This is a genomic window from Lysobacter sp. DMC104 (genome assembly GCF_056313665.1).
Map to the genome: position 1 here is coordinate 190,156 of NZ_JBQUZW010000001.1, position 26,063 is coordinate 216,218.

The following is a 26,063-nucleotide window of genomic DNA, read 5'->3' on the forward strand; positions in this document are numbered from 1 at the left end:
CCCGGTCCACGGCGCGTCCCGCCACCGCCGCGGACGCCTCCCCCGCCGCCGCGATCGCCCGATGAAGCCCCAGCCCCCGCAGGAACACACGCCCCTGATGAAGCAGTTCTTCGCCGCCAAGGCGGAGCATCCGGACGTGCTGCTGTTCTTCCGGATGGGCGACTTCTACGAACTGTTCTACGACGACGCGCGCAAGGCCGCGCGGCTGCTCGACATCACCCTGACCCAGCGCGGCGCCTCCGCCGGCCAGCCGATCCCGATGGCCGGCGTGCCGGTGCACGCGTACGAGGGCTACCTCGCGCGGCTGGTCGCGCTGGGCGAATCGGTGGCGATCTGCGAGCAGATCGGCGATCCGGCGCTGGCGAAAGGCCTGGTCGAACGCAAGGTCGTGCGCATCGTCACGCCGGGCACCGTCACCGACGAAGCCCTGCTGCAGGATCGTCGCGACACGCTGCTGATGGCGGTGGCGCGGGGCAAGAGCGGCTACGGGTTGGCCTGGGCCGACCTCGCCGGCGGCCGCTTCCTGGTCAACGAGATCGCCAACGACGACCAGCTCGACGCCGAACTCGCGCGGCTCGATCCCGCCGAACTGCTGGTGCCCGACGAGGACGGCTGGCCGGCAGCGATCGTCGACCGCGGCGGCCTGCGCCGTCGCGCGCCGTGGCTGTTCGATCCCGACAGCGGCCGCCGCCAGCTGCTGCGCTTCTTCGCGCCGGCCTCCGGTTCGGGGCAGGCGCTGCACGATCTCTCCGGCTTCGGCATCGAGGACAAGCCGCTCGCCATCGCCGCCGCCGGCGCGCTGCTGGGCTACGTCGAGGAGACGCAGAAACAGCGGCTGCCGCACCTCACCTCGATCCGGGTCGAGACCAGCGACGGCGCGATCGCGATGAACGCCGCGACCCGCCGCCACCTCGAACTCGACACCCGCGTCGACGGCGACACGCGGCACACACTGCTGGGCGTGCTCGACACCACGATCACGCCGATGGGCGGCCGCCTGCTGCGCCGCTGGCTGCATCGCCCGCTGCGCGACCGCCGCATCGTCGGCGAGCGCCACGACGCGGTCGAGCGGCTGATCGACTCGCGCGCCGACACCGACGTGCGCGAAGCCTTCCGCGGCCTCGGCGACGTCGAGCGCATCCTCTCGCGCGTGGCCCTGCGCAGCGCGCGCCCGCGCGATCTGTCGACCCTCCGCGACGCGCTGTCGCTGCTGCCACAGGTGCGCAGGGCGCTGGACGGCCTCGATTCGCCGCGCCTGCTCGCGCTGGTCGCCGAGCTGGGCGAACACGACGCACAGGCCGTGTGGCTGCAGCGCGCGATCGTGCCGCAACCGCCGCTGCTCGCGCGCGACGGCGGCGTGATCGCGGAAGGTTTCGACGCCGAACTCGACGAACTGCGCCAGCTCAGCACGCATGCCGACCAGTTCCTGATCGACCTCGAAGCCCGCGAGCGCGAAAGCAGCGGCATCCCGACGTTGAAGGTCGGCTACAACCGCGTCCACGGCTACTACATCGAGATCAGCAAGGGCCAGGCCGACAAGGCGCCGGTGCACTACACCCGACGGCAGACGCTGACCGGCGCCGAGCGCTACATCACCGAGGAACTCAAGGCGTTCGAGGACAAGGTGCTGTCGGCGCGCGAGCGCTCGCTGTCGCGCGAAAAGGTGCTGTACGAACAACTCATCGACGAACTGAACCTGCACCTCGAACCGCTGAAGCGCTGCGCCGTGGCGCTGAGCGAACTCGACGTGCTGGTCTGCTTCGCCGACCGTGCGCGCGAACTCGACTGGTCGCGGCCGCGGCTGGTCGAGGACACGGTGCTGCGCATCGAACGCGGCCGCCATCCCGTCGTCGAAGCGGTGCGCGACGATCCGTTCGAGCCCAACGACCTCGACCTGCACGCCGACCGCCGCATGCTGGTGATCACCGGTCCGAATATGGGCGGCAAATCGACGTACATGCGCCAGAACGCGCTGATCGTGCTGCTCGCGCACATCGGCAGTTTCGTGCCGGCGACGAACGCGACGCTGGGGCCGATCGACCGCATCCTCACCCGCATCGGCGCCGGCGACGACCTCGCCCGCGGGCAGTCGACCTTCATGGTCGAGATGAGCGAAACCAGCTACATCCTCCACCATGCCACGCCGCAGTCACTGGTGCTGATGGACGAAATCGGCCGCGGCACGTCGACCTATGACGGCCTCGCGCTCGCCGAGGCCTGCGCGAAGCACCTCGCGCACGCGAACCGCTGCTGGACGCTGTTCGCGACCCACTACTTCGAGCTGACCGCGCTGGCCGAAGCCGGCAGCGGCATCGCCAACGTGCACCTCGACGCCGTCGAACACCATGACAAGCACGGCGGCGACACGCTTGTCTTCATGCACGCGGTGAAGGACGGCCCCGCCGACCGCAGCTTCGGCCTGCAGGTGGCCGCGCTCGCCGGCCTGCCGAAGGCGGTGGTGCGCGAGGCCCGCGGCCGCCTGGCCGAACTCGAACAGCGCCGCGACACGCCTGCGCCGGTGCTCACGCCGCAGGCGCTGGACACGCCGCAACAGTTCGGCCTGTTCACCCCGTCGTCGGCCGCGCTGGATGCGCTCGCCGCGATCGATCCCGACGAACTCACGCCGAAGCAGGCGCTGGAAGCGCTGTACCGGCTGAAGGCGCTGGAATAGCGCTTATGCGCGCGCCACGGAGGACATCGCCATGACGCAGGGACTGTGGTCGCTCGGCCGCTGGCGCGGCGTTCCGGTGCTGCTGCACTGGTCGGTGTGGCTGGGACTGGCGTGGTTCGGCTACCGCTACCAGCGCGTGCTGCCGGCCGCGCTCACCTTCCTCGGCTTCCTCGGCCTGCTCGCGATCCACGAGCTCGGCCACGCCATCGCCGCGCAGTCGCGACGGGTGCGCGTGTACGAGATCCGCCTCTACCTGCTGCACGGGCTGTGCAGTCACGCGGTGCCCGCGCGCGAACGCGACGACGTCTTCATCGCCTGGGGCGGCGTGCTGGCGCAGGCAGCGGTGCTGCTGGTGACGCTACCATTGTCGGCCGCGATCGGCACGCTGTCGCCGATGCTCTCGATCCAGCTCGCACCGCTGTTCCGGGTGCTGATCTGGACGAACCTGTGGATCATCGCCTTCAACCTGCTGCCGATCGCGCCGCTGGACGGCCATCGCGCCTGGCGCGTGCTGCGCCCACTGCGAAGCGCGCTCGCGGCCCGCTGGCGCGGCACCGTGGACGGCACGGCGCGCTGGTTCCGGATCGCACGGCGTCGCCGCGCGATGAAGCGCGACGCGGAGAACAAGGTCGTCGACCTGATGGAACGCATCAAGAAGAAGCGGTAGCCCGGCGCAGCGGCCGCGACGGCCTGCGCCTACACTGTGCGCCGCTGCGTCCGACACGGAGTCCGCCACGTGACCCTCGCCCTCTTCATCGCCGGCCTGCTGTTCGGCATCGTGCTGACGCTCTGGCTGCGCCGCCCGCCGGGCGACGCGCCGTCGCCGCGCATCGCCGACGACACCGCGACCACAACGGGCGACACGACCGCGATCGCGCCGCCGGCGGAAGACACGAACGCGAACCCGGCGGCTCCCGGCACGCCGGCGACGGACGCCGCACCGGTCGAAGCCGCGCCGGTCGAGGACCCGATCGAACGCCTGCACCGCCTGCGCCGCGAGATCGAAGCCGAGGACGAACGCATCCAGCGGCCCGATGACCTCGCGGGCTTCGCCCAGTTCCGCGAAGGCGTGGCGCTCCTGTCCACGCCGGTGCTCGCGCCGCGCGAAGTGCTGGAACTGCTGGAAGGCGACGGCTACGTGCTCGCCAGCATGATCTACGCCGCCCTGCCCGCGCGCCCCGACATCGCCGCCGCCGATGCGTTCGCCGCGAGCGCCGGCGTCGGCCGCTACCCGGCGTGGTACATGCTCGACTACCTGCGCAGCCGCGACGACGCGTCCGCCCTGCCCGCGTTGCTGCGCCACGTGCGCAAGTGGTGGTGGGATGCACCGCCGCTGCGCAAACGCATGCGCGACACCCTCGAATGGGCCGAAACGCACGCGCCCGGCACCACGCCGATGGCGGTCGACACGCTGGAGGACCACGACCTCGGACAACTGGCCGACGGCCTGAAGGCGATGCAGTCGCAGGTGCTCGCGCCCTACCTCGCGCAGGTCGAGGCCGAAGCCGCGCGCCGCAACGAACATCGCGCGCTCGGTGGCGTCGGCCGGATCTGGTCGTCTGCGGCGGTCGACGACGCGTTCGGCATCGTCGACCATCCCGCGCTGGAGCGACAGGTCGAACGCCTGCACGACCTGCTGCACGCGACGCCGCCGGTGTCGGTGCTGGTCGCCGGCGACGGCGGCACCGGCAAGACCGTGCTGGTCGATCGGCTGTTCGCGCAATTGCGCGAAGACGGCTGGCTGCTGTTCGAGGCCTCCGCCGCCGAGGTGCTGGCCGGGCAGAAGTACATCGGCGAACTCGAAGAGCGCATGCGCGAGCTGCTGGTCGCGCTGGATCGCCCGAAGGCGCTGTGGCGCGTGCAGGATTTCCACGACCTGCTGCACAAGGGCGCGCACAGCCAGGATCCGCGCGGCATCCTCGACCTGCTGCTGCCGGCGATGGAGCGCGGCCGCCTGCGCATGGTCGGTGAACTGTCGCCGGCGCAGTTGTCGCAACTGCTGATCGCACGTCCGTCTTTGCGCCATCTCGCGAAGACGGTGACGTTGGGCGCGCCGTCGAACGGCGAGATGCGCGACCTGCTCGCACGCTGGCGCGCCGCGCGCGAGGACGCGCTGAGCGCGACGGTCGCGGATGCGCGCACGCTGGACGAAGCGCAGCGCATGGCCGCGCAGTTCTTCCCCGACCAGCACGAACCCGGCCGCAGCCTGCGCCTGCTGGAGGACGGCCTGCGCACCGCCGTCGCCGCGGAGCCGCGCGCGCTGCCGCTCACGCCGGATGCGCTGCTGCAGGGCATCGCGCGCCGCAGCGGCCTGCCGCTGGAGGTCATCGACGATCGCCAGAGCCTCGACCTCGACGCGCTGCGTGCGTTCTTCCGCAAGCGCGTGCTCGGCCAGGACGAAGCCGTCGACTGTCTGGTCGACCGCATCGCGATGCTGAAGGCCGGCCTGGTCGATCCCGGCCGGCCGATCGGCGTGTTCCTGTTCGCCGGCCCCACCGGCACCGGCAAGACCGAACTGGCGAAGGCGCTGGGCGAGCTGCTGTTCGGCAGCGCCGAGCGCCTGCTGCGCCTCGACATGAGCGAATACCAGTCCGAGGACAGCGCGTGGCGGCTGACCGAGGTCTCGCGTGACGGCAGCGCGCGTTCGCTGGTGTCGCGCATCCGCGAGCAGCCGTTCTCGGTGGTGCTGCTGGACGAATTCGAGAAGGCGCACCCGAAGGTGTGGGACCTGTTCCTGCAGGTGTTCGACGACGGCCGCCTCGGCGACCGCAGCGGCAACGTCGCCGACTTCCGCCACAGCATCGTGATCCTCACCAGCAACGTCGGCTCGACGCTGTCGCGCAGCGCCGGTCCGGGCTTCACCTCGGCCGCCGGCGGCTGGTCGCGCGGCGTGGTCGAGAAGGCGCTGTTCGAGACCTTCCGCCGCGAGTTCCTCAACCGGCTCGACCGGATCGTGCTGTTCCAGCCGCTCGATCGCACGCTGATGCGCGAGATCCTGCACAAGGAGCTGCAGCGCGCGATGACCCGCCGCGGCCTGCGCAACCGGGATTGGGCGGTGGAATGGGAACCGTCGGCGATCGAATTCCTGCTCGACCGCGGTTTCACGCCCGACCTCGGCGCGCGCCCGCTGCACCGCGCGATCGAACAGCATCTGCTCGCGCCGCTGGCGCGCCGCATCGTCGAGCATCGCACGCCGCAGGGCGACCAGTTCCTGTTCGTGCGCAGTGCCGGCGACCGCCTCGATGTCACCTTCGTCGATCCGAATGCCCCGGCGCAGGCACAGGTGCCGACCGCGGTCGTCGCGGACGACGTCGATGCCGATCCGCGTGCGCTGGTCCATGCGCCGGACGCGTCGCCGGAGGCGATCGCCACCCTGCACGCGGCGTTCGCACGGCTCGGATCGATGCTCGGCGGCGACGCCTGGGCCGCAGCACGCGACGACGACTACGCCGCGATGCAGGCGACGGATTTCTGGACGACGCCGGACCGCTTCGCGGTGCTCGACCGGATCGAACGCCGGCACCGCATCGAGGACGCGTTCGACACTGCACAGCGACTGGATGCGCGCCTGGCCCGCGACGGCGCCGACGCCGGTTTCATCGGTCGCCACGCGCAACTGCTGTGGCTGATGCAGCTCGCAGTCGATGCGCTCGCCGACCAGCAGCCGCAGGACGCGCTGCTGTGGCTGGTCGCGGGCGAGGCCGACCTCAAGCGCGAGCCCGCGCGTACCCGGCGCTGGTGGCAGCAACTGCTGGCGATGTACATGGCATGGGCGGAGCGCCGCAACATGCGCGTGGATGTCCTGGCGCAGGATCCGCAGCGCGGGCAGGCGCTGCTGGCGGTGAACGGCTTCGGCGCGCTGGCGCTGCTCGAAGCAGAACACGGCCTGCACGTCGCCGAGGAAGACGGTGAGGACGGCGTGCTGCGCGTGACGTGCGCGGTGCGCGTCGTCCCCGACCTGCCCGGCCGCCCGCGGCCGGCCCGCGCGCCCGCGGACGATGACCTGCGCATCTGCCGCCGCTACCGCGCGGCGCCTTCGCCGCTGGTGCGCGACGCCGTGCGCGGCTGGCGCACGGGCCGCCTCGACCGCGTGCTGGCCGGCGACTTCGACGTGATCGTCGCCGACGCCTGAGCGGCGGCGGGCGACACGACCCGCGTCGCGTCAGGCCGCGTCGCGCAGCGGGACGGTGGCGACGCTGGCGCGCTCCAGCGCCTGCGCGAGATCGGCCCAGAGGTCGTCCGCCGCTTCGATGCCGACGGACAGGCGCAGCAGCCCCGGGGTGATGCCGCAGCGCGTGCGGGTGGCGTCGTCGAGCACGCGGTGGGTGAGCCCGGCGGGATGCTGGATCAGCGTGTCGACCGAGCCGAGGCTGACTGCGGGCGTGAGCAGCGCGACGTGGCGCATCACCGCCGCGGCCGCGGGGTGGCCGCCGTGCAGTTCGAACGCGATCAGCGTGCCCGGGCCGCGCATCTGCGTGCCGACGAGATGCGCGTTGCGCACGGTGCCGAGGCCGGGGAAGAACACCTTGGCGACAGCCGGATGCGTCACCAGCCGGTTCGCGAGGTCGATCGCGTTCGCCTGTGCGCGCTCCACGCGCAGCGCCAGCGTGGGCAGACCGCGATGCAGCAGGAACGCGGCCAGCGGATGCAGCAGCCCGCCGGTGGCGGCGCGCACCTGGCGCAGCGGCTTCGCGTCGTCCTCCGCGCAGCAGATCACGCCGGCGACGACGTCGCCGTGGCCGCCGAGGAACTTCGTCGCGCTGTGCAGCACGTAGGTCGCGCCGAGTTCGGCCGGGCGCTGCAGCACCGGCGTCGCGAAGGTCGAATCCACCGCCACCGGCACGTCGCCCGCGGCCGCGACCACGGCGTGGATGTCGACGAGATCGAGCGTCGGGTTGGCCGGCGTCTCGATCAGCACCAGCGCGGTGTCGGCGCGACGGCGCGCAGCGATCTCGTGCGCTTCGACGAACTCGGCCTCGAGCCCGGCCAGACCGCTCGCGAGCAGGTGGTCGGACGTACCGTACAGCGGTCGCACCACCAGCACGTGGCCGCCACGGCCACGGGCCGCCAGCAGCAGCGCGGTCAGTGCGGCCATGCCCGAGGCGAAGGCGACGCAGGCGTCGGTGCCTTCCAGCGTGGCGATCGCGCGCTCGACCCGGGCCACGGTCGGGTTGTACAGGCGGGCGTAGATCGGATTGGCCGCACTCGCCCCACCGCCGACGAGGGCATCGAAGCTGGCGGTGCCGACGCCGAGATCGGGCACCGGATAGGTGCTGGAAAGGTCGATCGGCGGCGCGTGCACGCCGAGGTCGGCGAAATCCTCGCGCCCGGCATGCACGGCCAGGGTGTCGAGACGGGCCTCGGGGAGGCGCGGAACATCGGCGGACATGGCGGGCTCCGTTCTGGCGAATGGCGCCATTCTGGAATCCCGTGCGACCATGCAGACCCTGTCCGAACATTATTTCGTGAAGGGGCACCCGCCATGCTGCTGGACCGAATCGACTTCGAGCTTCTGCGCCTGCTGCGGAAGAACGCGCGGCTGCCGAACAAGGAACTCGCAGAACGGGTCGGCATCGCGCCGTCCACCGCGCTGGAGCGCATCCGCCGCCTGCGCGAGGCCAAGGCCATCCAGGGCTTCCATGCCGAGATCGCGCCGGAGGCGCTGGGCATCGGCCTGCAGGCACTGGTGGCGGTGAGGCTGCAGCAGCACTCGCGCGTGATGGTCGAAAGCTTCCACGCGCACCTGGGCGAACTGCCGGAGGTGCTGGCCTTCTATCACGTCGCCGGCGCCGACGATTTCCTCGTCCACGTGGGCGTGCGCGACAGCGCACACCTGCGCGAGTTCGCCCTCGCCGCCTTCACCGAGCGGCCGGAAGTGGTGCATATCGAGACCCACCTGATCTTCGACTTCCACCGCAACACCGGGCTGCCACCGACCGCGGTCCCGACCGAATGACGCGCCCAGCCGGCCGGCGAAAAAAGCCCGGAGCGGCGACATCGATTGCGGAGCGGGCGCTACAGTAGCCGTCTCTTCCGCGGCAGGGCCGCCCGCACCAGGAGTCACGCAATGACCGCACTCACCAACGACCTCCTTTCCCAGCTCCAGGGCGCGCCGCTGCAGCAGATCGCGCAGCAGCTCGGCGTCGACGACGGCAAGGCCGCGGGCGCGGTGGGTGCCGCCCTGCCGCTGCTGCTGGGCGCGCTGGGCAAGAACGCCAGCCAGCCGCAGGGCGCCGAGGCGCTGTTCGGTGCACTCCAGCGCGACCACGCCGGCACCCCGGATCTCGGCGGCCTGCTCGGCATGGTCCTCGGCGGCGCGCAGTCCCGGCAGACCGACGGCGCCGGCATGCTCGGCCACATCTTCGGCGGCCAGCAGGCGACCGCCGAGCAGCACCTCGGCACCGCCACCGGCCTCGGCAGCGACCGCGCCGGGCAACTGATGAAGATCCTCGCCCCGATCGTGCTGGCCTACCTCGCCAAGCGCATGTTCGCCGGCGGTGCGGACAACAGCGGCGGCGCGCCGGCCGCGAGCGCGGGACTGGGCGGTGGCGCCACGGCGCAGGTGCTGGGCGCGATCCTCGGGCAGGAGCACCAGGCGGTCCGCCAGCAGGGCGGCGTCGGTGGCGGCCTGCTGGGCGCCGTGCTCGATCAGGACGGCGACGGCCAACTGGGCCTCGGCGACCTGCTGAAGATCGGCGGCGGGCTGCTGGGCGGCGGCAACCGCTGATCCTCCGGCACGGAGGACATCGCCACGACGGCGGGCGCAGGCCCGCCGTCGTCGTGTCCGGCGCTCGGCCCCCGATAGATAGTCATTGACTATCGAAATCGTCGAAACAAACGATTTTCACGATCTCTCGCAAAGGCATACCGTGGGCGCACCTCTTCAGGAGCGACACCCATGACGACCGAACCGAAATGCCCGTTCTCGGGCGCCGCCCGTCCCGCGACCGGCGCGCATCGCGGCAACCGCGACTGGTGGCCGAACCAGTTGAACGTCGACCTGCTGCACCAGCATCCGGCGAAGGCCGACCCGATGGGCGCGAACTTCGATTACGCCGCCGAATTCGCCACGCTCGATCTCGATGCCGTCGTCGCCGACCTCACCGCGCTGATGACCGACTCGCAGGACTGGTGGCCGGCCGACTGGGGCCACTACGGCCCGCTGTTCATCCGCATGGCCTGGCACTCGGCCGGCACCTACCGCATCCACGACGGCCGCGGCGGTGCCGGCAACGGCACGCAGCGGTTCGCGCCGCTCAACAGCTGGCCGGACAACGGCAACCTCGACAAGGCGCGCCGCGTGCTGTGGCCGATCAAGCGCAAGTACGGCCGCAAGCTGAGCTGGGCCGACCTGATGATCCTCGCCGGCAACGTCGCGCTGGAATCGATGGGTTTCCGCACGCTGGGCTTCGCCGGCGGCCGCGCCGATGTCTGGGCGCCGGAGCAGGACATCGACTGGGGCGCCGAAACCACATGGCTGGCGACCAGCGACAAACCCGACAGCCGCTATTCCGGCGACCGCGAGCTGGCGAATCCGCTGGCGGCGGTGCAGATGGGCCTGATCTACGTGAATCCCGAAGGCCCGGACGGCCATCCCGACCCCGTCGCCTCCGGCCGTGACGTGCGCGAGACCTTCGCGCGCATGGCGATGGACGACGAGGAAACCGTCGCGCTGATCGCCGGCGGCCACACCTTCGGCAAGGCGCATGGCGCCGGCGATCCGTCGCTGGTCGGCGTGGAGCCCGAAGCCGCCGGCATCGAGGCACAAGGCCTCGGCTGGGCGAACCGCCACGGCAGCGGCGTCGGCGTGCACGCCACGACCAGCGGCATCGAAGGCGCGTGGAAGCCGAACCCGACCACCTGGGACAACGGCTACTTCGACGTGCTGTTCGGCAACGACTGGCAGCTGACGAAGAGCCCCGCCGGTGCACACCAGTGGACGCCGACATCGCCGAAGCCCGAGCACATGATCCCCGACGCGCACGATCCGTCGCTGCGGCATCCGCCGATGATGACCACCGCCGATCTCTCGCTGCGCTTCGATCCGGCGTACGAGAAAATCGCGCGCCGCTTCCATGCCGATCCGCAGGCGTTCGCCGACGCCTTCGCCCGTGCGTGGTTCAAGCTCACCCATCGCGACATGGGGCCGCGCGCCCGCTACGTCGGCAAGCTCGTGCCGGATGAAACGCTGATCTGGCAGGACCCGGTGCCCGCCGTCGACCATCCGCTGATCGACGCAGGCGACATCGCGTCGCTGAAAACGACGCTGCTGGCCAGCGGCCTGTCGGTGCAGGACCTGGTGTTCGTCGCGTGGGCCTCGGCGTCGACGTTCCGTGGCAGCGACAAACGCGGCGGCGCCAACGGCGCGCGCATCCGCCTCGCGCCGCAGAAGGATTGGGCCGCGAACGAACCGGCGCGGCTGGCGAAGGTGCTGGCGACGCTGGAACGCGTGAAGGCCGACTTCGACGCTGCACAGACCGGCGGCAAGCGCGTGTCGCTGGCGGACCTGATCGTGCTGGGCGGCGCAGCGGCGGTGGAAGCCGCGGCGCGGGCCGGCGGGCATGCGGTCACGGTGCCGTTCGCGCCCGGTCGCACCGATGCCACCGACGCGCAGACCGACGCGGCCTCGTTCGCGGTGCTGGAACCGCAGGCCGACGGCTTCCGCAACTTCGCGAAGCCGGGTCTCGAGGCGAGCGCGGCGGAACGGCTGATCGATCGCGCGCAGTTGCTCACGCTCACCGCGCCGGAAATGACCGTGCTGATCGGTGGCCTGCGCGCGCTGGACGCGAATGTCGGCGGCACGCGCCACGGCGTGCTCACCGATCGCCCCGGCGTGCTGAGCCACGACGTGTTCGTGAACCTGCTCGACATGCGCACGCGCTGGCAGCGCTCGGCGAACGACCCGAACGTGCTCGAAGGCATCGACCGCGCCACCGGCATGCGCAAGTGGACGGCGACCGTCGTCGACCTCGTGTTCGGCTCGAACGCACAGCTGCGCGCGATCGCCGAGGTCTACGCCGCCGACGATGCGCAGGCGACATTCGTGCGGGATTTCGTCGCGGCCTGGACGAAGGTGATGCAGCTGGATCGGTTCGACCTGCGCTGATCGACGGTGCACGACCGACATCGCCGTCGCGGGCGCAGGCCGTCCGCAACGGCGATCGTTTTTCCGGTGTCGCAGACGGTCAGAGCGCGTCGATGTCGCCCAGCGCCCGGATCAGGCGCCGCGCGCGCTTGTCGGGTTTCGTCTCCGGCGGCTGGTGGCCCGCTCGCGCCGCGCGCAAGGTCGCGAGTGTCGCCGCGCGCTGCGCCTTCGACGCGTCGGATTCGGCATACAGCGCCTGCGCGACCGATGCCGCACCGCGCTGGTCGCTCAGCCCCAGCACTTCGATCTCGAACACTTCGTCGCCGCGCACGATGCGCAGTGCGTCGCCCACGCGCACGCCGCGCGAAGCCTTCGCCCGCTGGCCGCCGACCTCGATCTTCCCGGTCTCGATCGCCTGCTTCGCGAGACTGCGCGTGCGGAAGAACCGCGCGGCCCAGAGCCAGAGATCGAGGCGGATGGTGGTCGTGGTGTCCTGTGAGGTCATGCGAAGGCGGATGCGGAACCCGGGATGATCGGAAGTCTATGCCACGGAAACGCGAACGGCCGCCTTGCGGCGGCCGTTGCGGGAATGCGTGGCGCAATGGATCAGGCGTCGGCCTGAGCCTTGCCCTTGGCGTACATCGACAGGTCTTCCTTGATGCGCGCCTTCTTGCCTTCGAGGTTGCGCAGGTAGTAGAGCTTGCCGGCGCGGACCGCACCGCGGCGCTTCACCTGCACCGAGTCGATCGCGGCGCTGTGGGTCTGGAACACGCGCTCGACGCCGTAGCCGTGCGAGATCTTGCGCACCGTGAAGGAAGAGTTGAGGCCGGCGTTCTTCTTGCCGATCACCACGCCTTCGTAGGCCTGGACGCGTTCGCGATTGCCTTCCTTGACCTTCACGTTGACGATGACGGTGTCGCCGGGACCGAAGTCCGGCAGCTGGCGCTGGATCTGTTCGGCTTCGAACTGCTGCAGCAGCGTATTGAGCGAGGGCTTGTTCATGGTTGCGGGAGCCTTGTTGTTGGTGCCTGGCCATCGTGGGCCGAAGCTGTAATTGCGCGAGTGCACGTGGACCCGCGTCATGGCAGAGCCTGCTTACCATCCTGTTCGACGGTAAGCCGCACATTGTAAAGGAAAAATTCCCAGCGACACCAGAGGCGCCCGGTCAGGGATCCGCCGGCGCCCCGTCGTGGTCCCGCTCGGCCAGGAAGGCGTCGAGCAGGGCCCGGTCGGCCTTCGACAGGGCCGCCCGGTCGATCAGGTCCGGCCGCCGCAGCCAGGTGCGGCCCAGCGACTGCTGGCGCCGCCATTTCGCGATCTCGGCGTGGTGGCCGGACAGGAGCACCGGCGGAACGCTGCCGAGGGTGTGTTCCACCGGCCGGGTGTAATGCGGGCAGTCCAGCAGGCCGTCAGGGCCCTCGAAACTGTCCTGGGCGGCGGATTCGGCGTCGTTCAGCGCCCCGGGCAACAGCCGGGCGGTGGCGTCGACGACCACCGCGGCGGCCAGTTCGCCGCCGGACAGCACGTAGTCGCCGATCGACAGCTCCTCGTCGACCTCGGCCTGCAACAGGCGTTCGTCGACGCCCTCGTAGCGTCCGCACAGCAGGATCAGGCGCTCCCGTTCCGCCAGTTCGCGGGCCTTCGGCTGGGTCAGCGGCGCGCCCTGCGGGCTGAGGTAGACCACCCGGGCCGGCCGCGGGTCGGCATCGCGGGCGGCCTGCAGTGCCGAACGCAGCGGGTCGATCAGCATCACCATACCCGGGCCGCCGCCGAACGGACGATCGTCGACCCGGCGATAGTTGCCTTCGGCATGGTCACGCGGATTCCAGCCGTGGATCGACAGCAGTCCGCGTTCCTGCGCGCGCCCGACCACGCCGTGGCCGGCGATCTGGACGACGAAGTCGGGGAACAGGCTGACGATGTCGATGCGCATGGCGGGCGGCCGGCGTCGCGGCTCAGAAATCCGCATCCCAGTCGACCACGATGCGGCCGGCGTCGAAATCCAGCTCGCGGACGAAATCCGGGCGGACCCACGGAATCATCCGCTCGCGGTCGCCGCGCGTGACCAGCACGTCGTTGGCACCGTTGGAAAAGACGTGGGTGACGGTACCGAAGTCCACGCCGTCGAGATTCGACACGCGCAGCCCTTCGAGATCGACCCAGTAGAATTCGCCGTCACGCGGCGGCGGCAGCGCGCTGCGCGGGACGAAGAGTTCGGCGCCGCGCAGGGCCTCGGCGACGTCGCGGTCGTCGACGCCCGGCAGCGTGCCGATCAGGCCCTTGCCACCCGGACGCGCGCGCGCGCCGGTGACCTCGCGCTCGCGGCCCAGCGCATCGCGGAGGATCCACGGCTGGTAGCGGAGCAGATTGCCTTCCGGCTCGGTCAGGGATTCGAGTTTCACTTCGCCACGCACGCCGAACGCGCCGTGGATCCTGCCTACGAGGATGCGGCGCGTCGGGTCGTTCATGCGGTGCAGTGGCCGCGCGTGGGGCGCGGCCCGGGATCAGGCGGCGGGAGCCGCGGCCTTGGCCGCCTGCTTGTACAGGTCGGCGACCTTGTCGGTCATCTGGGCGCCGGTGCCCACCCAGTACTTGGCACGCTCCAGATCGATCTCGACGCGCTTCTCGTTGCCGGCGGCGACCGGGTTGTAGAAGCCCAGACGCTCGATGTTGCGGCCGTCACGGGCGTTGCGGCTGTCGGTGACGATGATGTGGTAGAAGGGGCGCTTCTTCGCGCCGCCGCGGGTAAGGCGGATCTTGACCATGAGTTTCTCGGTGTTGCCCAGCTGCCGGGATGGCAGGGTAAGCCGGCAAGTATAGCGGGTCGATCCGCGCCGAGGAACCCCGGTCATCGTTCCAAGCCCCGCAGGGCCGCCCGATCAGCGGAACGGCATGCCGCCGCGGCCGCCCATCATGCCCTTCATGCCGCGCATGAGCCCCTTCATGCCGCCGCTGCTGAGCTTGCTCATCATCTTTTCCATCTGCTGGTACTGCTTCATCAGACGGTTGACGTCGGCCGGGGTGAGGCCGGCGCCGCGGGCGATGCGGGCGCGGCGCGAGCCGTTGAGCAGGTCGGGATGGCGGCGCTCCTTCTTCGTCATCGAGTTGATGATCGCGATCATCCGCGGCACTTCCTTGCCGGTGACCTGGTTCTTCACCGCGTCCGGGATCTGGCCCATGCCCGGCAGCTTGTCCATCAGGCCGTGCAGGCCGCCCATGTTCTGCATCTGTTCGAGCTGGTCCTTCATGTCGTTCAGGTCGAACTTCTTGCCCTTCACGACCTTCTCGGCCAGCTTCGCGGCCTTGTCCTTGTCGACCTGCTGCTCGACCTGCTCGACCAGCGACAGCACGTCGCCCATGTCGAGGATGCGGCTGGCGACGCGGTCCGGGTGGAACACGTCGAGGCCGTCGGTCTTCTCGCCGGTGCCGATGAACTTGATCGGCCGGCCGGTGATGTAGCGCACCGACAGTGCCGCACCGCCGCGGGCATCGCCGTCGGTCTTGGTCAGCACCACGCCGGTCAGCGGCAGCGCCTCGCTGAAAGCCTTCGCGGTGTTCGCCGCGTCCTGGCCGGTCATCGCGTCGACCACGAACAGGGTCTCGACCGGGCTGACCGCGGCGTGCAGCGCCTTGATCTCGGCCATCATCGCTTCGTCGATGGCGAGGCGGCCCGCGGTGTCGACGATCAGCACGTCGACGTAGGACTTGCGGGCGTCGTCGATCGCCGCCTTCACGATGGCTTCGGGCTTCTGCGACGGATCCGACGGGAAGAACAGCACGTCGACCTGCTGCGCGAGCGTCTTCAGCTGTTCGATGGCGGCCGGACGGTACACGTCGGCGGACACCACCATCACCTTCTTCTTGCGGCGTTCCTTCAGGTGCTTGGCGAGCTTGCCGACCGTGGTGGTCTTGCCCGCGCCCTGCAGGCCGGCCATCAGGATCACCGCCGGCGCCGGCACGTTGAGGTTCAGCTCGGTCGCGGTCGAGCCCATGACCGCGGTCAGCTCGTCGCGGACGACCTTGATCAGCGCCTGGCCCGGCGTCAGCGACTTCAGCACTTCCTGACCGACGGCGCGGACCTTGATCCGCTCGATCAGCGCCTGCACCACCGGCAGCGCGACGTCGGCTTCCAGCAGCGCGATGCGGACCTCGCGGGTGGCCTCGCGGATGTTCTCCTCGGTCAACCGGCCACGGCCGCGCAGGCGCTCGATGGTGCCGGACAGACGCTGGGTGAGGGATTCGAACATGGCGGGCACCGCTGCGGAAAAGACGGCGATTATAAGCCGTGCGCGCCGCCGTCGCCGTATGCGACACTGGCGCGATGACCCTCGTCCTGATCGCGATCGCCCTGTACCTGGCGTCCGCCGGCCTGCTCGCGCGCCGCCTGTCGCAGGCCGGCCCCGGCGTACCCGTGACGCTGTGGCTGCTGCCGGCGGCCGCGGTGGTCGCGCACCTGACCGCGCACGGGCTGGCGTGGCATGCGGCGGGCGGGGAGAACCTCCACTTCTTCTCGGCCCTGTCGCTGGTCGGCATGGGCATGTCGGCGGTGACGGTGCTGATGGGCCTGCGCGGACGCATGGCCGCCCTCGGCGTGATCGTGTTTCCCATCGCGGCCGCCTGCCTGCTGCTCTACGGCAGCTTCGGCCGCCACGACGTGCAGCCGCTGGACTGGCGCCTGCTGCTGCACGCCTGGTGCGCCCTGCTCGCCTACGCCACGCTGGCGGTGGCGACGGTGCTGGCGGTGCTGCTGTGGGTGCAGGAGCGCGCGCTGCGCCAGCGCCGGCTGCGTGGCTGGCTGCGGATGCTGCCGCCGCTGGTCGAACTCGAAACCCTGCTGTTCCGGACCATCACCGTCGGCTTCGCGCTGCTCACCGCGACGCTGCTGACCGGCGTGCTGTTCGTCGAGGACCTGCTGGCCCAGCACCTCGCACACAAGACCGTATTCAGCGTGCTGTCGTGGCTGGGATTCGGTGGCCTGCTGCTGGGCCGCTGGCGCCATGGCTGGCGCGGCACGACCGCGGTGCGCTGGACGCTGGTCGCGATGGCACTGCTGGTGCTGGCCTTCTTCGGCAGCGGCATCGTGCTCGAACTCGTCCTGCGCCGCCGCTGACATCGATTGCAGCCGTCGCGAGGCGCGTCGCGCCCGTCGCGATCCGCCTTCCGGCGGGAAAATTGCGATCAGGGGCTGGAATCGAAGCCCGTCGTGCCTTAGTTTCTGATGGCGGGGACGATCGAATCGTCCATGGAACGGGCGACTCGTCCTGCGAGCGTCCGCGTTGCCGCTCGCATGGAAGCCCTCAACGCTCGGCCACGGGGGATGCGTCGTGAAATCGCTGTTACGGATCTGGTTCCTTTCGCTCGTCGCCGTCTGGGCGGGGCACGCCGGCGCGCAGAACGCCGGCCAGGGCCCGCTGTCCGAATGCCCGACGCTGCCGGAAGCCCTTGCACAGAAAATCCGCTGGGAAGTGCTCAAGGTGCCGAACATGCTGCTGTGCCGGGGCATGCTCATCGACTCGGGAGAAGAAGGGTTCGCGCTGACGATCAGCGAGGAATCCCCGTTCAGGCCGCGCCGCGGGGACCGTGCCGAAGTCGGTTCTCTCAACGGCCAGGAGGTCCAGTGGTACCGCAGCGAGATCGCCGGCGACGACAAGGCCCAGTCCCGCGAAACGCTGATCCGCGTGGCGGCCAACCAGGTTGTCCACGTCTCCATGCGCGCCGGGTCTGCCGAGTTGCTGGCGGAACGCCAGCAGATGGTGCTCTCGCTGCCCTTCCCCGCCTACCGGGAAGATTGATCCCGCCGATCCGCACCCCCGGCGCGGCCGCACGGCCGCCTTCGGCATGGCCGGCGATCCCGCGTTTTCGAAAGCGGCCGCCAATGGCACGTTCGATGCTTCATTCCCTGCAGGACTCGCCTGCCGACACGGATGACGCACCCGATTCGCGCCGAGGGATACCGCCATGTCGTTCAAATCGCTGTTCGCCCTGCTCCTGCTCGCCACCGCCGGAAGCGTTTCCGCCCAGTCGGCGCCGCAGTGCCCGCGGCTCCCGGAACAGGCCGGGGACCTGCAATGGTCCGTGCTGCGCACCGACAGCGTCCTGCTCTGCCGCGCCCTGCGCAAGGACGACGGCGGCGAAGCTTTCGCGCTGACTCTGTCGAAGAAATCCCCGTTCAAGCCCAACAGCCGCCTGCGCGAAGAGGCCGGCCTGCTGCACGGCGAACAGATCTGGTGGTACCGGGCGGAGATCGCCGGTCGCCCCGAGGAACTGGCCCGGGAAACCCTGACCAAGCTCGGCCCCGACCGCATGGTCCATGTCTCGATCCTCACCGAGGACTCCGCCGCGCTGAAACGTTACCAGGGGATCGTCGGCGACCTGCGCTTCGAACAGGACGGCTTCGCCGCCCGCTGACACCGCCCGTCGCGAGCCTCCGCGTCGGGAAGCGACGCGGAGGGTCGGATTCCGACCCGGCACTCCTGCGGCGACCCGATGGCCGCCGTCGCCGCCATGCCCCTCCCGCGCAAGCGGGGCGAAAACCGATGCCGATTCCGGAACGGCGATCCGGACACCCTCGCCGGAACCCCATTAGGATGTGGGCCGCCGCCGCATGTCTCGCGGATCGGCCACCAGCAGGACACCACGCCACCGGACCTCCCCGACGGGAGGGTCCGGCGTCGGCGTCGCGCCGGATCTTGGAGTCGTCAACCCGAAGGAGTCGGAACGCATGCACCCAACCCGTACCATCTGCATCACCCTCTCGCTGGCCCTGGCCTTCCTGGCCGCCTGCGATCGCGACACCCCGGCCGCCGCCGCGCCCGCGCCCGCGGCCGCCGCACCCGCCACGGCTCCGCCCCCGGGACATGCCGGCACCATCAGTGTCTGCAACTGGTCCGACTACATCGGCAAGGACACCCTCGCCGCGTTCGAGGCGAAGACCGGCCTGCAGGTCGACTACTGCAACTACGCCAACAACGACGCCCTGCTGGAGCGGCTGAAGGCCTCGCCGCGCGCCTACGACGTCGTGTTCCCGACCGCCGTGCCCTATGCCCGCGATCTGGTGGCGGACGGCCGACTGGCCGAACTCGACAAGCGCCTGCTGCCCAACCTGTCGCACCTCGACCCCGCGATCATGGCCGAGCTGGCCGAGAGCGACCCGGGCAACGCGCACCTCATTCCCTACATGTGGGGCACGACCGGACTGGGCGTGAATGTCGATCGCATCCGCGCCGCGCTGGGCCCCTCCGCCCCCCTCGACAGCTGGGGGCTGCTGTTCGACCCCGCCAACGCATCGAAGCTCTCGAAGTGCGGCATCGGCGTGCTCGAAAGCAGCCTGGATGCCGTCCCGCCCGCGTTGTTCTGGAAGGGCATGGATCCCCGCGATTTCAGCGACGGCGCGAACGACACCGTGCGCGCCGTCTACGACGCGATCCGGCCGCACATCCGCAAGTTCGAGAACGGCAACGATCTGATCTCCGGCCTCGCCAACGGCAGCTATTGCCTCGTGCTGACCTATTCCGGCGACGTCCAGCAGGCGCGCGCCCGGGCCGCGGAGCAGGCAACGAAGGCCGGCGGCAAAGCGCCCGACATCCGCTACGTGATTCCCCGCGAAGGCGCGATCCGCTGGATCGACACGATCGCCATCCCGAAGGATGCGCAGCACCCAGAAGCCGCGCTGCGTTTCATGAACCACCTGATGGACCCGGCCGTCATCGCCGCGATCAGCGACGAAGTCGCGTACGCGAACGCCAACACCGATGCGACGCCGCTGGTCGACAAGGCCATCACCGGCGACCCCGGCATTTACCCGCCGGCGGCCGTCCGGGCGAAACTGGCCAATGCCGGTCGCCCCGACGAGGCGCAGGCCAAGGCCCGGAAACGGGTCTGGGACCTGATCGTCTACGGCAGCCTCTGACGCAGCCTGCAGCGGGCCGGGCGCGGGTCGCCCGGTCCGATGCCTCCGGGAGGCGTTCGCCCCCCCACCTCCAGATGCCCGCCGACCAAGGCGGGACCACCCTGACTCCGGCACCACGCCAGGGTGGCACGATGTTTGCTTTCGGCCACGTCGCGACGCACGTCACACTTGCGTCGTGACCAATCCTTCATGGAGTCCGAGCAGCATGCATCATTCCGTCATCCGTCTGGCCTTTGCCCTCTCGACCGCCTTCGTCCTCGCCGCCTGCGGCAAGGACGCCTCCCCGGATGGCGCGCAAGCCGCCTCCGGCAAGGACCAGACCCTGAGCGTCTACAACTGGTCCGACTACATCGGCAAGGACACGCTGAGCGATTTCGAGAAGAAGACCGGCATCCACGTCACCTACGCCGTCTACTCGACGAACGACGCCCTGCAGGAAAAGCTGGCGTCCACGCCGAACGCCTACGACGTGGTGTTCCCGACCGCCCGTCCCTACGCCGCGCGCATGGTCGACGCGGGCCAGCTGACGCCGCTGGACAGGAAGCTGCTGCCGAACCTCAAGCACATCGACCCCGCGATCCTGGCCGAACTGGCCACGATCGACCCCGGCAACGCGCACATCCTGCCGTACATGTGGGGCACCACCGGCCTCGGCATCAACGTGCCCAAGGCCCGCGCGGTGCTCGGTCCGAACGTGGCGCTGGACACCTGGGGCCTCCTGTTCGACCCCGCGACCGCCGCGAAGCTGTCCGCGTGCGGCATCGCGGTCGTCGACAACGAACTGGAAGCCTTCCCGCCGGCGCTGATCTGGAAGGGCGCCGACCCCAAGGACTACAGCGCGCAGGCGAACGACAGCGTGCGCGCGATCTACGGCGCGATCCGCCCGTACGTGCGCAAGTACGGCAACGATGACGAGATCATCGAAGGCCTCGGCAACGGCACGTTCTGCCTCGTGCTGACCTTCTCCGGCGACGTGCAGCAGGCGCAGGCCCGCGCCGAGGAACTGGCGAAGCAGAAGGGTGGCGACGCGCCCGAGATCCGCTACGTGATCCCGCGCGAAGGCGCGATCCGCTGGATCGACACCGTCGCGATCCCGAAGAACGCGCCGCATCCGGAAGCCGCGCAGCGCTTCCTCGACTACCTGATGGATCCGGCCGTGATCGCCGGCATCAGCAACGAGGTCGCCTACGCCAACGCCAACCGCGACGCGACGTCGCTGGTCGACAAGGCCATCACCCGCAACCCGGGCATCTACCCGCCGGCGGACGTGCGCGCCAAGCTCAGCAGCGCCGGCAAGCCCGACGACGCGCAGGCGAAGGCGCGCAAGCAGATGTGGGACCTGATCGTCTACGGCAGCCTCTGACGCGACACGACACCGGGCCGGACGCGCGTCGTCCGGCCCGCTCTTCTTCGCTCAGCGCGCGCGCATCCGCCAGGCGCGATGGATGCGCGGATTGCGCGCGAAGTCCGGCGGCAGCGTCGACGGCGTGATGTCCTCGATGTCGAGCACGTCGGCCAACGCGGCCTCGTCCAGCCGGAAGCGCCGAAAGTTGTTCGAGAAATACAGGGTGCCGCCGAACGACAGCCGTGCCGCCGCCGCGCGCAGCAGGCGCACGTGGTCGCGCTGCACGTCGAAATCGTCGGCGCGCGCCGAGTTCGAGAACGTCGGAGGGTCGCAGAAGATGAGGTCGTACTGGCCGCGGTCCGACTCCAGCCACGCCAACACGTCGGCCTGCACCAGACGATGCCGTGCGCCGGCCAGTCCGTTGAGGCGCAGGTTGTCCGAACACCATTGCAGGTAGGTCGCCGACAGATCGACCGACGTGGTCTGCGCCGCGCCGCCGACCGCCGCGTGCACGGTCGCCGCGCCGGTGTAGGCGAACAGATTGAGGAAGCGCGTGTCCTTCGCCTCGGCCGCAAGGCGCAGCCGCATCGGCCGGTGGTCGAGGAAGAGGCCGGTGTCGAGGTAATCGAAGAGGTTGACGATCAGCCGCGCGCCGCCTTCGCGCACCGCCAGCGTTTCGCCGCGCTTGAACGCGCCGCTGTCGGCGTACTTGCTGCCGCCCTTGCCCTTCGCGCGGGTCTTGATCGCCACGCGTTCGCGCGGCACGTCGCAGGCCTCGCGCGCACCGGCGAGCAGGTCGCGGAAGCGGCCGCGCGCGATGTCCTCGGGAATGTCCGCGGGTGCGGCGTATTCCTGCACGTGCAGCCAGCGTGCACCGTCGTCGTCGGTGTAGACGTCGATCGCCGCGGCATATTCGGGAATGTCGGCGTCGTAGGCGCGCCAGCAGCGCACGCCCTCGCGCTCGCGCCACGTCTTCGACGCCTTCAGCGTCTTGCGCAGGCGGTTGGCGACCATCGTCGCGCCTTCCGACAGCACGACCGGCGCGGCATCGACCGGGCGCTCGCGCGCAGGCGGCGCGATCGGGTCGCAGACGATCAGCGCGCATTCGATCGCGCCGTTGAACACCTGGTACTTCTTCGCCGCGCGCAGGCCGGTGGCGCGCCCGAGGTCCGCGTCGCCGCACAGCAGGCTCGCCTTCCAGGCGGGCGCCGCGCGCTTCAGCGCGTCGCCGAGCGCGCGATAGAGCATCGGATCCGCCGCGAGACGCGCGTCGTACGGCGGATTGCAGACGACCAGCCCGCGCGCCTCGGGCTGCGTCGGCAGCGTGGCGACATCACGCACGTCGAACGTGATCGCGTCCTCCACGCCCGCGCGCTGCGCGTTCTCGCGCGCGGCGCGGACCGCATGCGGATCGACATCGCTGCCGCGGATGCACGCGCGCAGCGCGGCACGACCGGCCTGTGCGCGCACCTCGGCCTCGTCGAGCAGCGCGCGCCACGTCACCGCGTCGAACTGGCGCCAGCGCGACGGCGTCTGCAACGCCTGCGCCTCGCGCATCAGTCCGGGGGCGACATCGGCAGCCATCAGCGCGCCTTCGATCAGCAGCGTGCCGCTGCCGCACATCGGGTCGAGCAGCGCGCCGCCGTCGGCATGCACGCGCGACCAGTCGCCGCGCATCAGCACCGCGGCCGCGAGGGTTTCCTTCAGCGGCGCCTCGCCCTGCGTCTGCCGCCAGCCGCGACGATGCAGCGGGCCGCCGCCGAGATCGACCGACAGCACGGCGCGCTGCTTGCGCACCACCAGGTTCAGGCGCAGGTCGGGCGCGTCGAGATCGACGTCCGGACGTTCGCCGCCCGCAGCGCGGACACTGTCGACCACGGCGTCCTTGATCCGCTGCGCAGCGTAGCGCGCATGCGTGATCGCGTCGCCGGAGACGTGCGCGTCGACCGCAAGGGTCATGCCCTGGCGCAGGTGCACGGCCCAGTCGACCGCGCGCGCGCCGGCGTAGAGCGCGTGCTCGTCGGCGCAGTCGTATTCGGCGATCGGCCACAGCACGCGGCTGGCGAGCCGCGACCACAGCACCGCGCGGAGTGCGTCGGCCTGCGTGCCTTCGGCGTTCGCACCGGCACGCGCCGCGGTCGCGCGCGTGCAGCCGAGCGCGAGCAATTCGTCGGCCAGCAGGTATTCCAGGCCTTTCGCGCAGCTGACGAAGAATTTCATGTCGAAGGACACCGGAAGGAAAAGATCAGGCCGACAGGCCGGCGAGCAGCGCCGCGAAGGCGTCGGCGACGTCCTGCACGTGCGCATCGAGGCGATGGCCGTCGTCGACCATCAGCAGGCGGGCGCGATGCGCCTCGGCCCAGTGCGCGACGTCCATCGCGGGGATCAGCGTGTCGTCCCAGCCGTGGACGATCGACAGCGGCACGGCGGCCGCATCGAGCCCCGGCATCGGCCCCATCCGCAGCGGCGGCGACATCAGGAACAGGCCGACGGTCGGCACGTCCAGCGACACCCGCGCCGAGATGTACGCGCCGAGGCTGGAACCGGCGAGCACCAGCGGCCCGCTGCTCGCCGCCATCCGCGCCAGCCCGCGCAGGCGCTCCAGCCGCGTCGGCACGTCGCCGAGTTCGCTGACCGCGCGCTTGGCGTCGAGATCGGTGTAATCGGGGCGTTCGTGGGTCCAGCCGAAACGCTCGGCGACCGCGGCCAGCGCCGTGACCTTGCCGGCGTCGGGGCCGCTCTCGAAGCCGTGGGAAAGGATGCAGTGTCCGCGCATGGTGTCCTTCAGTGTTCGATCCACGTCACCGCATCGCCGAGCCGGATCGAGCCGCCTTCGAGGATGCGGGCGCACAGGCCGCCGTGGCCGCGCATGGCGTTGTAGCCGCCGGGCCCGAGGACGGCTTCCATCTTCGAGCAGGGATCGCAGGGGGCGGTGCCTTCGCACAGCGCGTCGCCGATGCGGAACCGGCGCCCTTTCAGCGCGATCAGCGGCAAGCCTTCGACGACGACGTTCCGGCGGAGCATGACGGGCGGCACCGCGTCCCGTCCCGACAGCGCGGCGATCACAGGCAGGTGCTCGGCCTGGATCAGGGTGAGGCCGCGCTTGCCGCTGCCCGACGCATAGCGATCGCCGACCAGGCCCTTGCCGGCCACCGCCTCGGCGGCCTCGACTTCGCGCATCGGCACGCCGCGCGCCGCACGCAGGCCGATCCAGCGCACCGTGCCCGGGCGCGGAAATTGCGTCATCAGGCGGTGGAGTTCGGAATCGGGGGACGGCAGCGACATCCGGCAATGCTAGCATCCGGGCCATGCTGCCCGACCTCCCGCCCCTGCCGCCCATCCACGTCGATCCCCTGCCGTACGAGCTGAAACTCGACGCGCGCCCGCTGTCGCAGATCGATCTCGTGGTCATCCACTGCACCGAGACGCCGACGCTGGCCTCGGCGCGCGAGTTCGGCGAGAAGGTGCTGTACGAAGGCAGCGGCACCGGCAACAGCGGCCACTACTACATCGATCGCGACGGCGGCATCACGTTGTACGTGCGCCCCGACCGCGTGGCCCACCACGTGCGCGGCTACAACCCGCGCTCGATCGGGATCGAACTGGTCAACACCGGCCGATACCCGTATTGGCGCGATTCGAAGCACCAGGCGATGGACGAGCCCTATCCCGAGGCGCAGATCGTCGCACTGATCGGCCTGCTGGCGCAGTTGCAGGCGCAGTTCCCGTCGGTGAAGTTCATCGCCGGCCACGAGGATCTCGACCGCGAGATGGAACAGGCCGTCGACGACCCCGCCGTGCAGGTCCCGCGCAAGCGCGACCCCGGCCCGCTGTTCCCGTGGGCGCGGATCATGGAGGCGGTGGATTGGGAGCGGTTGCGGCCTTGAGCCAACTGATTCGCTGCGCGAGCGAAACAAGGGAAAAACCGGAAAAGCGTTCAAGGCGGGATCCCGGCGTTCGCCGGGATGACGGGAGCGAAGGCATCCTGCAGGTCGCTCGCCTGCGACTCGGGATGACAGAACATCGGTCGACTCGCCCCCGCTCCGATTCTCGTAACGCAACATCGGACCAACGCATCACGATGCGTCGGCTCAGCGCTCCGGCAACGGAATGAACTCGCTTTCGCCCGGCACCGGGCCGAAGCGGCCGTCGCGCCAGTCGTCCTTCGCCTGCTCGATGCGGTCCTTCGACGACGACACGAAGTTCCACCACAGGTGACGTGGGCCGTCCAGCGGCTCGCCGCCGAGCAGCATCGCCTTCAGCGGCGTCTTCGCGCGCAGACGGTGGCGCACGCCGTCGTCGAGCACGACCAGATGCATCGCGGGAATGTCCGCACCATCGAGCTGCGCCTCGCCGTCGAGCACGTACAGCGCGCGTTCGCGATGGCCGGCATCGAGCGCGACCTCACCGTCGGCGTCGAGATCGATCGCGACGTACAGCGTGTCGGCGAACACGCGCACCGGCGATTCCTCGCCGTAACCGCGGCCGGCAACCACGCGCAGCCGGCCGCCGGGCACGTCGAGCACCGGCAGCGTGGCGGCGGCGTGGTGGTGGAAGGCCGGCGCAGTCTCCTCGTTCGCCCGCGGCAGCGCGACCCAGGTCTGCAGCCCGTGCAGCGCGTGCCCTTCGGCGCGCGGCCCGGGCGGCGTGCGTTCGGAATGCACGATGCCGCGGCCCGCAGTCATCCAGTTCACGTCGCCGGGGCCGATGGTCTGTTCGCTGCCCAGCGAATCGCGATGGTCGATGCGGCCAGCCCACAGGAACGTCACGGTGGCCAGGCCGATGTGCGGATGCGGGCGGATGTCGATGCCACGCCCCGGCGCGAACACCGCCGGGCCCATGTGGTCGACGAACACGAACGGGCCCACGCTGCGGGCCTGGATCGACGGCACGGCGCGGCGCACCTCGAAGCCGCCGAGATCGTGGACGCGGGGGGCGACGAGCGTGGTCATGGCGGCGGGCCTCGGGACGGGCCGACAGGGTCGCATGCGCGCCCGGGACCGGCGAGCGCAGCCGCGCGACGCTGCGTCCCGTGCCGTCCGGCGGGGGCAGC

The 26,063-nt window shown here is 70.5% G+C and carries 23 protein-coding genes; 12 read left to right on the forward strand and 11 right to left on the reverse strand.

Translation table 11 applies throughout. The features are described from left to right. The first annotated feature begins 61 nt into the window (after window positions 1–61). From mutS to ACT53R_RS00930, 3 genes are all read left to right on the forward strand, one after another. Window positions 62–2,671, forward strand: coding sequence for a DNA mismatch repair protein MutS (gene mutS / locus ACT53R_RS00920; RefSeq protein WP_476169952.1), 2,610 nt, complete (start codon window positions 62–64; stop codon window positions 2,669–2,671). A 31-nt stretch (window positions 2,672–2,702) separates the two neighbouring features. Beyond that, entirely contained in the window at window positions 2,703–3,338 is a 636-nt protein-coding gene (locus ACT53R_RS00925; RefSeq protein WP_476169953.1) for a zinc metalloprotease, read from the forward strand. Window positions 3,339–3,407: 69 nt separating this feature from the next. After that, the gene (locus ACT53R_RS00930; RefSeq protein WP_476169954.1) at window positions 3,408–6,803 is read left to right on the forward strand and encodes an AAA family ATPase; all 3,396 of its coding nucleotides are present in this window, start codon (window positions 3,408–3,410) and stop codon (window positions 6,801–6,803) included. A gap of 30 nt (window positions 6,804–6,833) precedes the next feature. Here ACT53R_RS00930 and ACT53R_RS00935 read toward each other — a convergent pair whose 3' ends face one another. Then, the gene (locus ACT53R_RS00935) at window positions 6,834–8,060 is read right to left on the reverse strand and encodes a trans-sulfuration enzyme family protein (RefSeq protein WP_476169955.1); all 1,227 of its coding nucleotides are present in this window, start codon (window positions 8,058–8,060) and stop codon (window positions 6,834–6,836) included. 93 nt (window positions 8,061–8,153) lie between these two features. Between ACT53R_RS00935 and ACT53R_RS00940 the strand changes: the two genes are divergently transcribed. From ACT53R_RS00940 to katG, 3 genes are all read left to right on the forward strand, one after another. Further along, a complete protein-coding gene (locus tag ACT53R_RS00940) occupies window positions 8,154–8,627 on the forward strand; it encodes an Lrp/AsnC family transcriptional regulator (RefSeq protein WP_476169956.1) in 474 nt (157 codons plus the stop codon). A gap of 111 nt (window positions 8,628–8,738) precedes the next feature. Further along, the gene (locus ACT53R_RS00945; RefSeq protein WP_476169957.1) at window positions 8,739–9,398 is read left to right on the forward strand and encodes a DUF937 domain-containing protein; all 660 of its coding nucleotides are present in this window, start codon (window positions 8,739–8,741) and stop codon (window positions 9,396–9,398) included. Window positions 9,399–9,569: 171 nt separating this feature from the next. Then, the gene (katG, locus tag ACT53R_RS00950; protein WP_476169958.1) at window positions 9,570–11,777 is read left to right on the forward strand and encodes a catalase/peroxidase HPI; all 2,208 of its coding nucleotides are present in this window, start codon (window positions 9,570–9,572) and stop codon (window positions 11,775–11,777) included. Window positions 11,778–11,856: 79 nt separating this feature from the next. On the opposite strand, the gene ACT53R_RS00955 is transcribed toward katG, so the two are convergent. The 6 genes from ACT53R_RS00955 to ffh form a co-directional block, all read right to left on the reverse strand. Then, on the reverse strand, window positions 11,857–12,261 hold the full coding sequence (locus ACT53R_RS00955) for an RNA-binding S4 domain-containing protein (RefSeq protein ID WP_476169959.1): 405 nt from the start codon (window positions 12,259–12,261) through the stop codon (window positions 11,857–11,859). A 101-nt stretch (window positions 12,262–12,362) separates the two neighbouring features. Then, on the reverse strand, window positions 12,363–12,758 hold the full coding sequence (gene rplS, locus ACT53R_RS00960) for a 50S ribosomal protein L19 (RefSeq protein WP_476169960.1): 396 nt from the start codon (window positions 12,756–12,758) through the stop codon (window positions 12,363–12,365). 163 nt (window positions 12,759–12,921) lie between these two features. Then, window positions 12,922–13,689 (reverse strand): tRNA (guanosine(37)-N1)-methyltransferase TrmD, encoded by a 768-nt coding sequence (gene trmD, locus ACT53R_RS00965; RefSeq protein ID WP_476169961.1) that lies wholly within the window; start codon window positions 13,687–13,689, stop codon window positions 12,922–12,924. Window positions 13,690–13,711: 22 nt separating this feature from the next. Further along, window positions 13,712–14,224, reverse strand: a complete 513-nt coding sequence (gene rimM, locus ACT53R_RS00970; RefSeq protein WP_476169962.1) for a ribosome maturation factor RimM — start codon at window positions 14,222–14,224, stop codon at window positions 13,712–13,714. 36 nt (window positions 14,225–14,260) lie between these two features. Further along, window positions 14,261–14,521, reverse strand: coding sequence for a 30S ribosomal protein S16 (rpsP, locus tag ACT53R_RS00975; RefSeq protein WP_476169963.1), 261 nt, complete (start codon window positions 14,519–14,521; stop codon window positions 14,261–14,263). A gap of 114 nt (window positions 14,522–14,635) precedes the next feature. Beyond that, window positions 14,636–16,003 carry a signal recognition particle protein gene (gene ffh, locus ACT53R_RS00980; RefSeq protein ID WP_476169964.1) on the reverse strand — a complete coding sequence of 456 codons (1,368 nt, stop codon included), beginning with the start codon at window positions 16,001–16,003 and terminating at the stop codon, window positions 14,636–14,638. 74 nt (window positions 16,004–16,077) lie between these two features. Here ffh and ACT53R_RS00985 point away from each other — a divergent pair, with 74 nt between their 5' ends. From ACT53R_RS00985 to ACT53R_RS01005, 5 genes are all read left to right on the forward strand, one after another. Beyond that, window positions 16,078–16,866, forward strand: coding sequence for a cytochrome C assembly family protein (locus tag ACT53R_RS00985; RefSeq protein WP_476169965.1), 789 nt, complete (start codon window positions 16,078–16,080; stop codon window positions 16,864–16,866). A gap of 214 nt (window positions 16,867–17,080) precedes the next feature. Continuing rightward, complete coding sequence (locus ACT53R_RS00990; RefSeq protein WP_476169966.1) at window positions 17,081–17,548, forward strand: hypothetical protein; 468 nt, start codon at window positions 17,081–17,083, stop codon at window positions 17,546–17,548. Between the two features lie 166 nt (window positions 17,549–17,714). After that, window positions 17,715–18,164 carry a hypothetical protein gene (locus tag ACT53R_RS00995; protein WP_476169967.1) on the forward strand — a complete coding sequence of 150 codons (450 nt, stop codon included), beginning with the start codon at window positions 17,715–17,717 and terminating at the stop codon, window positions 18,162–18,164. A 313-nt stretch (window positions 18,165–18,477) separates the two neighbouring features. After that, complete coding sequence (locus ACT53R_RS01000; protein ID WP_476169968.1) at window positions 18,478–19,665, forward strand: extracellular solute-binding protein; 1,188 nt, start codon at window positions 18,478–18,480, stop codon at window positions 19,663–19,665. A 205-nt stretch (window positions 19,666–19,870) separates the two neighbouring features. After that, window positions 19,871–21,028: an extracellular solute-binding protein gene (locus tag ACT53R_RS01005; protein ID WP_476169969.1), complete on the forward strand. Its 1,158-nt coding sequence runs from the start codon at window positions 19,871–19,873 to the stop codon at window positions 21,026–21,028. A gap of 51 nt (window positions 21,029–21,079) precedes the next feature. On the opposite strand, the gene rlmKL is transcribed toward ACT53R_RS01005, so the two are convergent. From rlmKL to ACT53R_RS01020, 3 genes are read right to left on the reverse strand one after another with little or no spacing between them, the layout of a single operon-like run. Beyond that, window positions 21,080–23,230: a bifunctional 23S rRNA (guanine(2069)-N(7))-methyltransferase RlmK/23S rRNA (guanine(2445)-N(2))-methyltransferase RlmL gene (gene rlmKL / locus ACT53R_RS01010; RefSeq protein WP_476169970.1), complete on the reverse strand. Its 2,151-nt coding sequence runs from the start codon at window positions 23,228–23,230 to the stop codon at window positions 21,080–21,082. Window positions 23,231–23,255: 25 nt separating this feature from the next. Then, entirely contained in the window at window positions 23,256–23,786 is a 531-nt protein-coding gene (locus tag ACT53R_RS01015) for an alpha/beta hydrolase (RefSeq protein WP_476169971.1), read from the reverse strand. A gap of 8 nt (window positions 23,787–23,794) precedes the next feature. Then, window positions 23,795–24,295, reverse strand: coding sequence for an MOSC domain-containing protein (locus ACT53R_RS01020; RefSeq protein WP_476169972.1), 501 nt, complete (start codon window positions 24,293–24,295; stop codon window positions 23,795–23,797). A gap of 23 nt (window positions 24,296–24,318) precedes the next feature. Here ACT53R_RS01020 and ACT53R_RS01025 point away from each other — a divergent pair, with 23 nt between their 5' ends. Next, window positions 24,319–24,897 carry an N-acetylmuramoyl-L-alanine amidase gene (locus ACT53R_RS01025; RefSeq protein WP_476169973.1) on the forward strand — a complete coding sequence of 193 codons (579 nt, stop codon included), beginning with the start codon at window positions 24,319–24,321 and terminating at the stop codon, window positions 24,895–24,897. 204 nt (window positions 24,898–25,101) lie between these two features. Here ACT53R_RS01025 and ACT53R_RS01030 read toward each other — a convergent pair whose 3' ends face one another. Next, complete coding sequence (locus ACT53R_RS01030; RefSeq protein ID WP_476169974.1) at window positions 25,102–25,962, reverse strand: pirin family protein; 861 nt, start codon at window positions 25,960–25,962, stop codon at window positions 25,102–25,104. Window positions 25,963–26,063 lie beyond the last annotated feature (101 nt).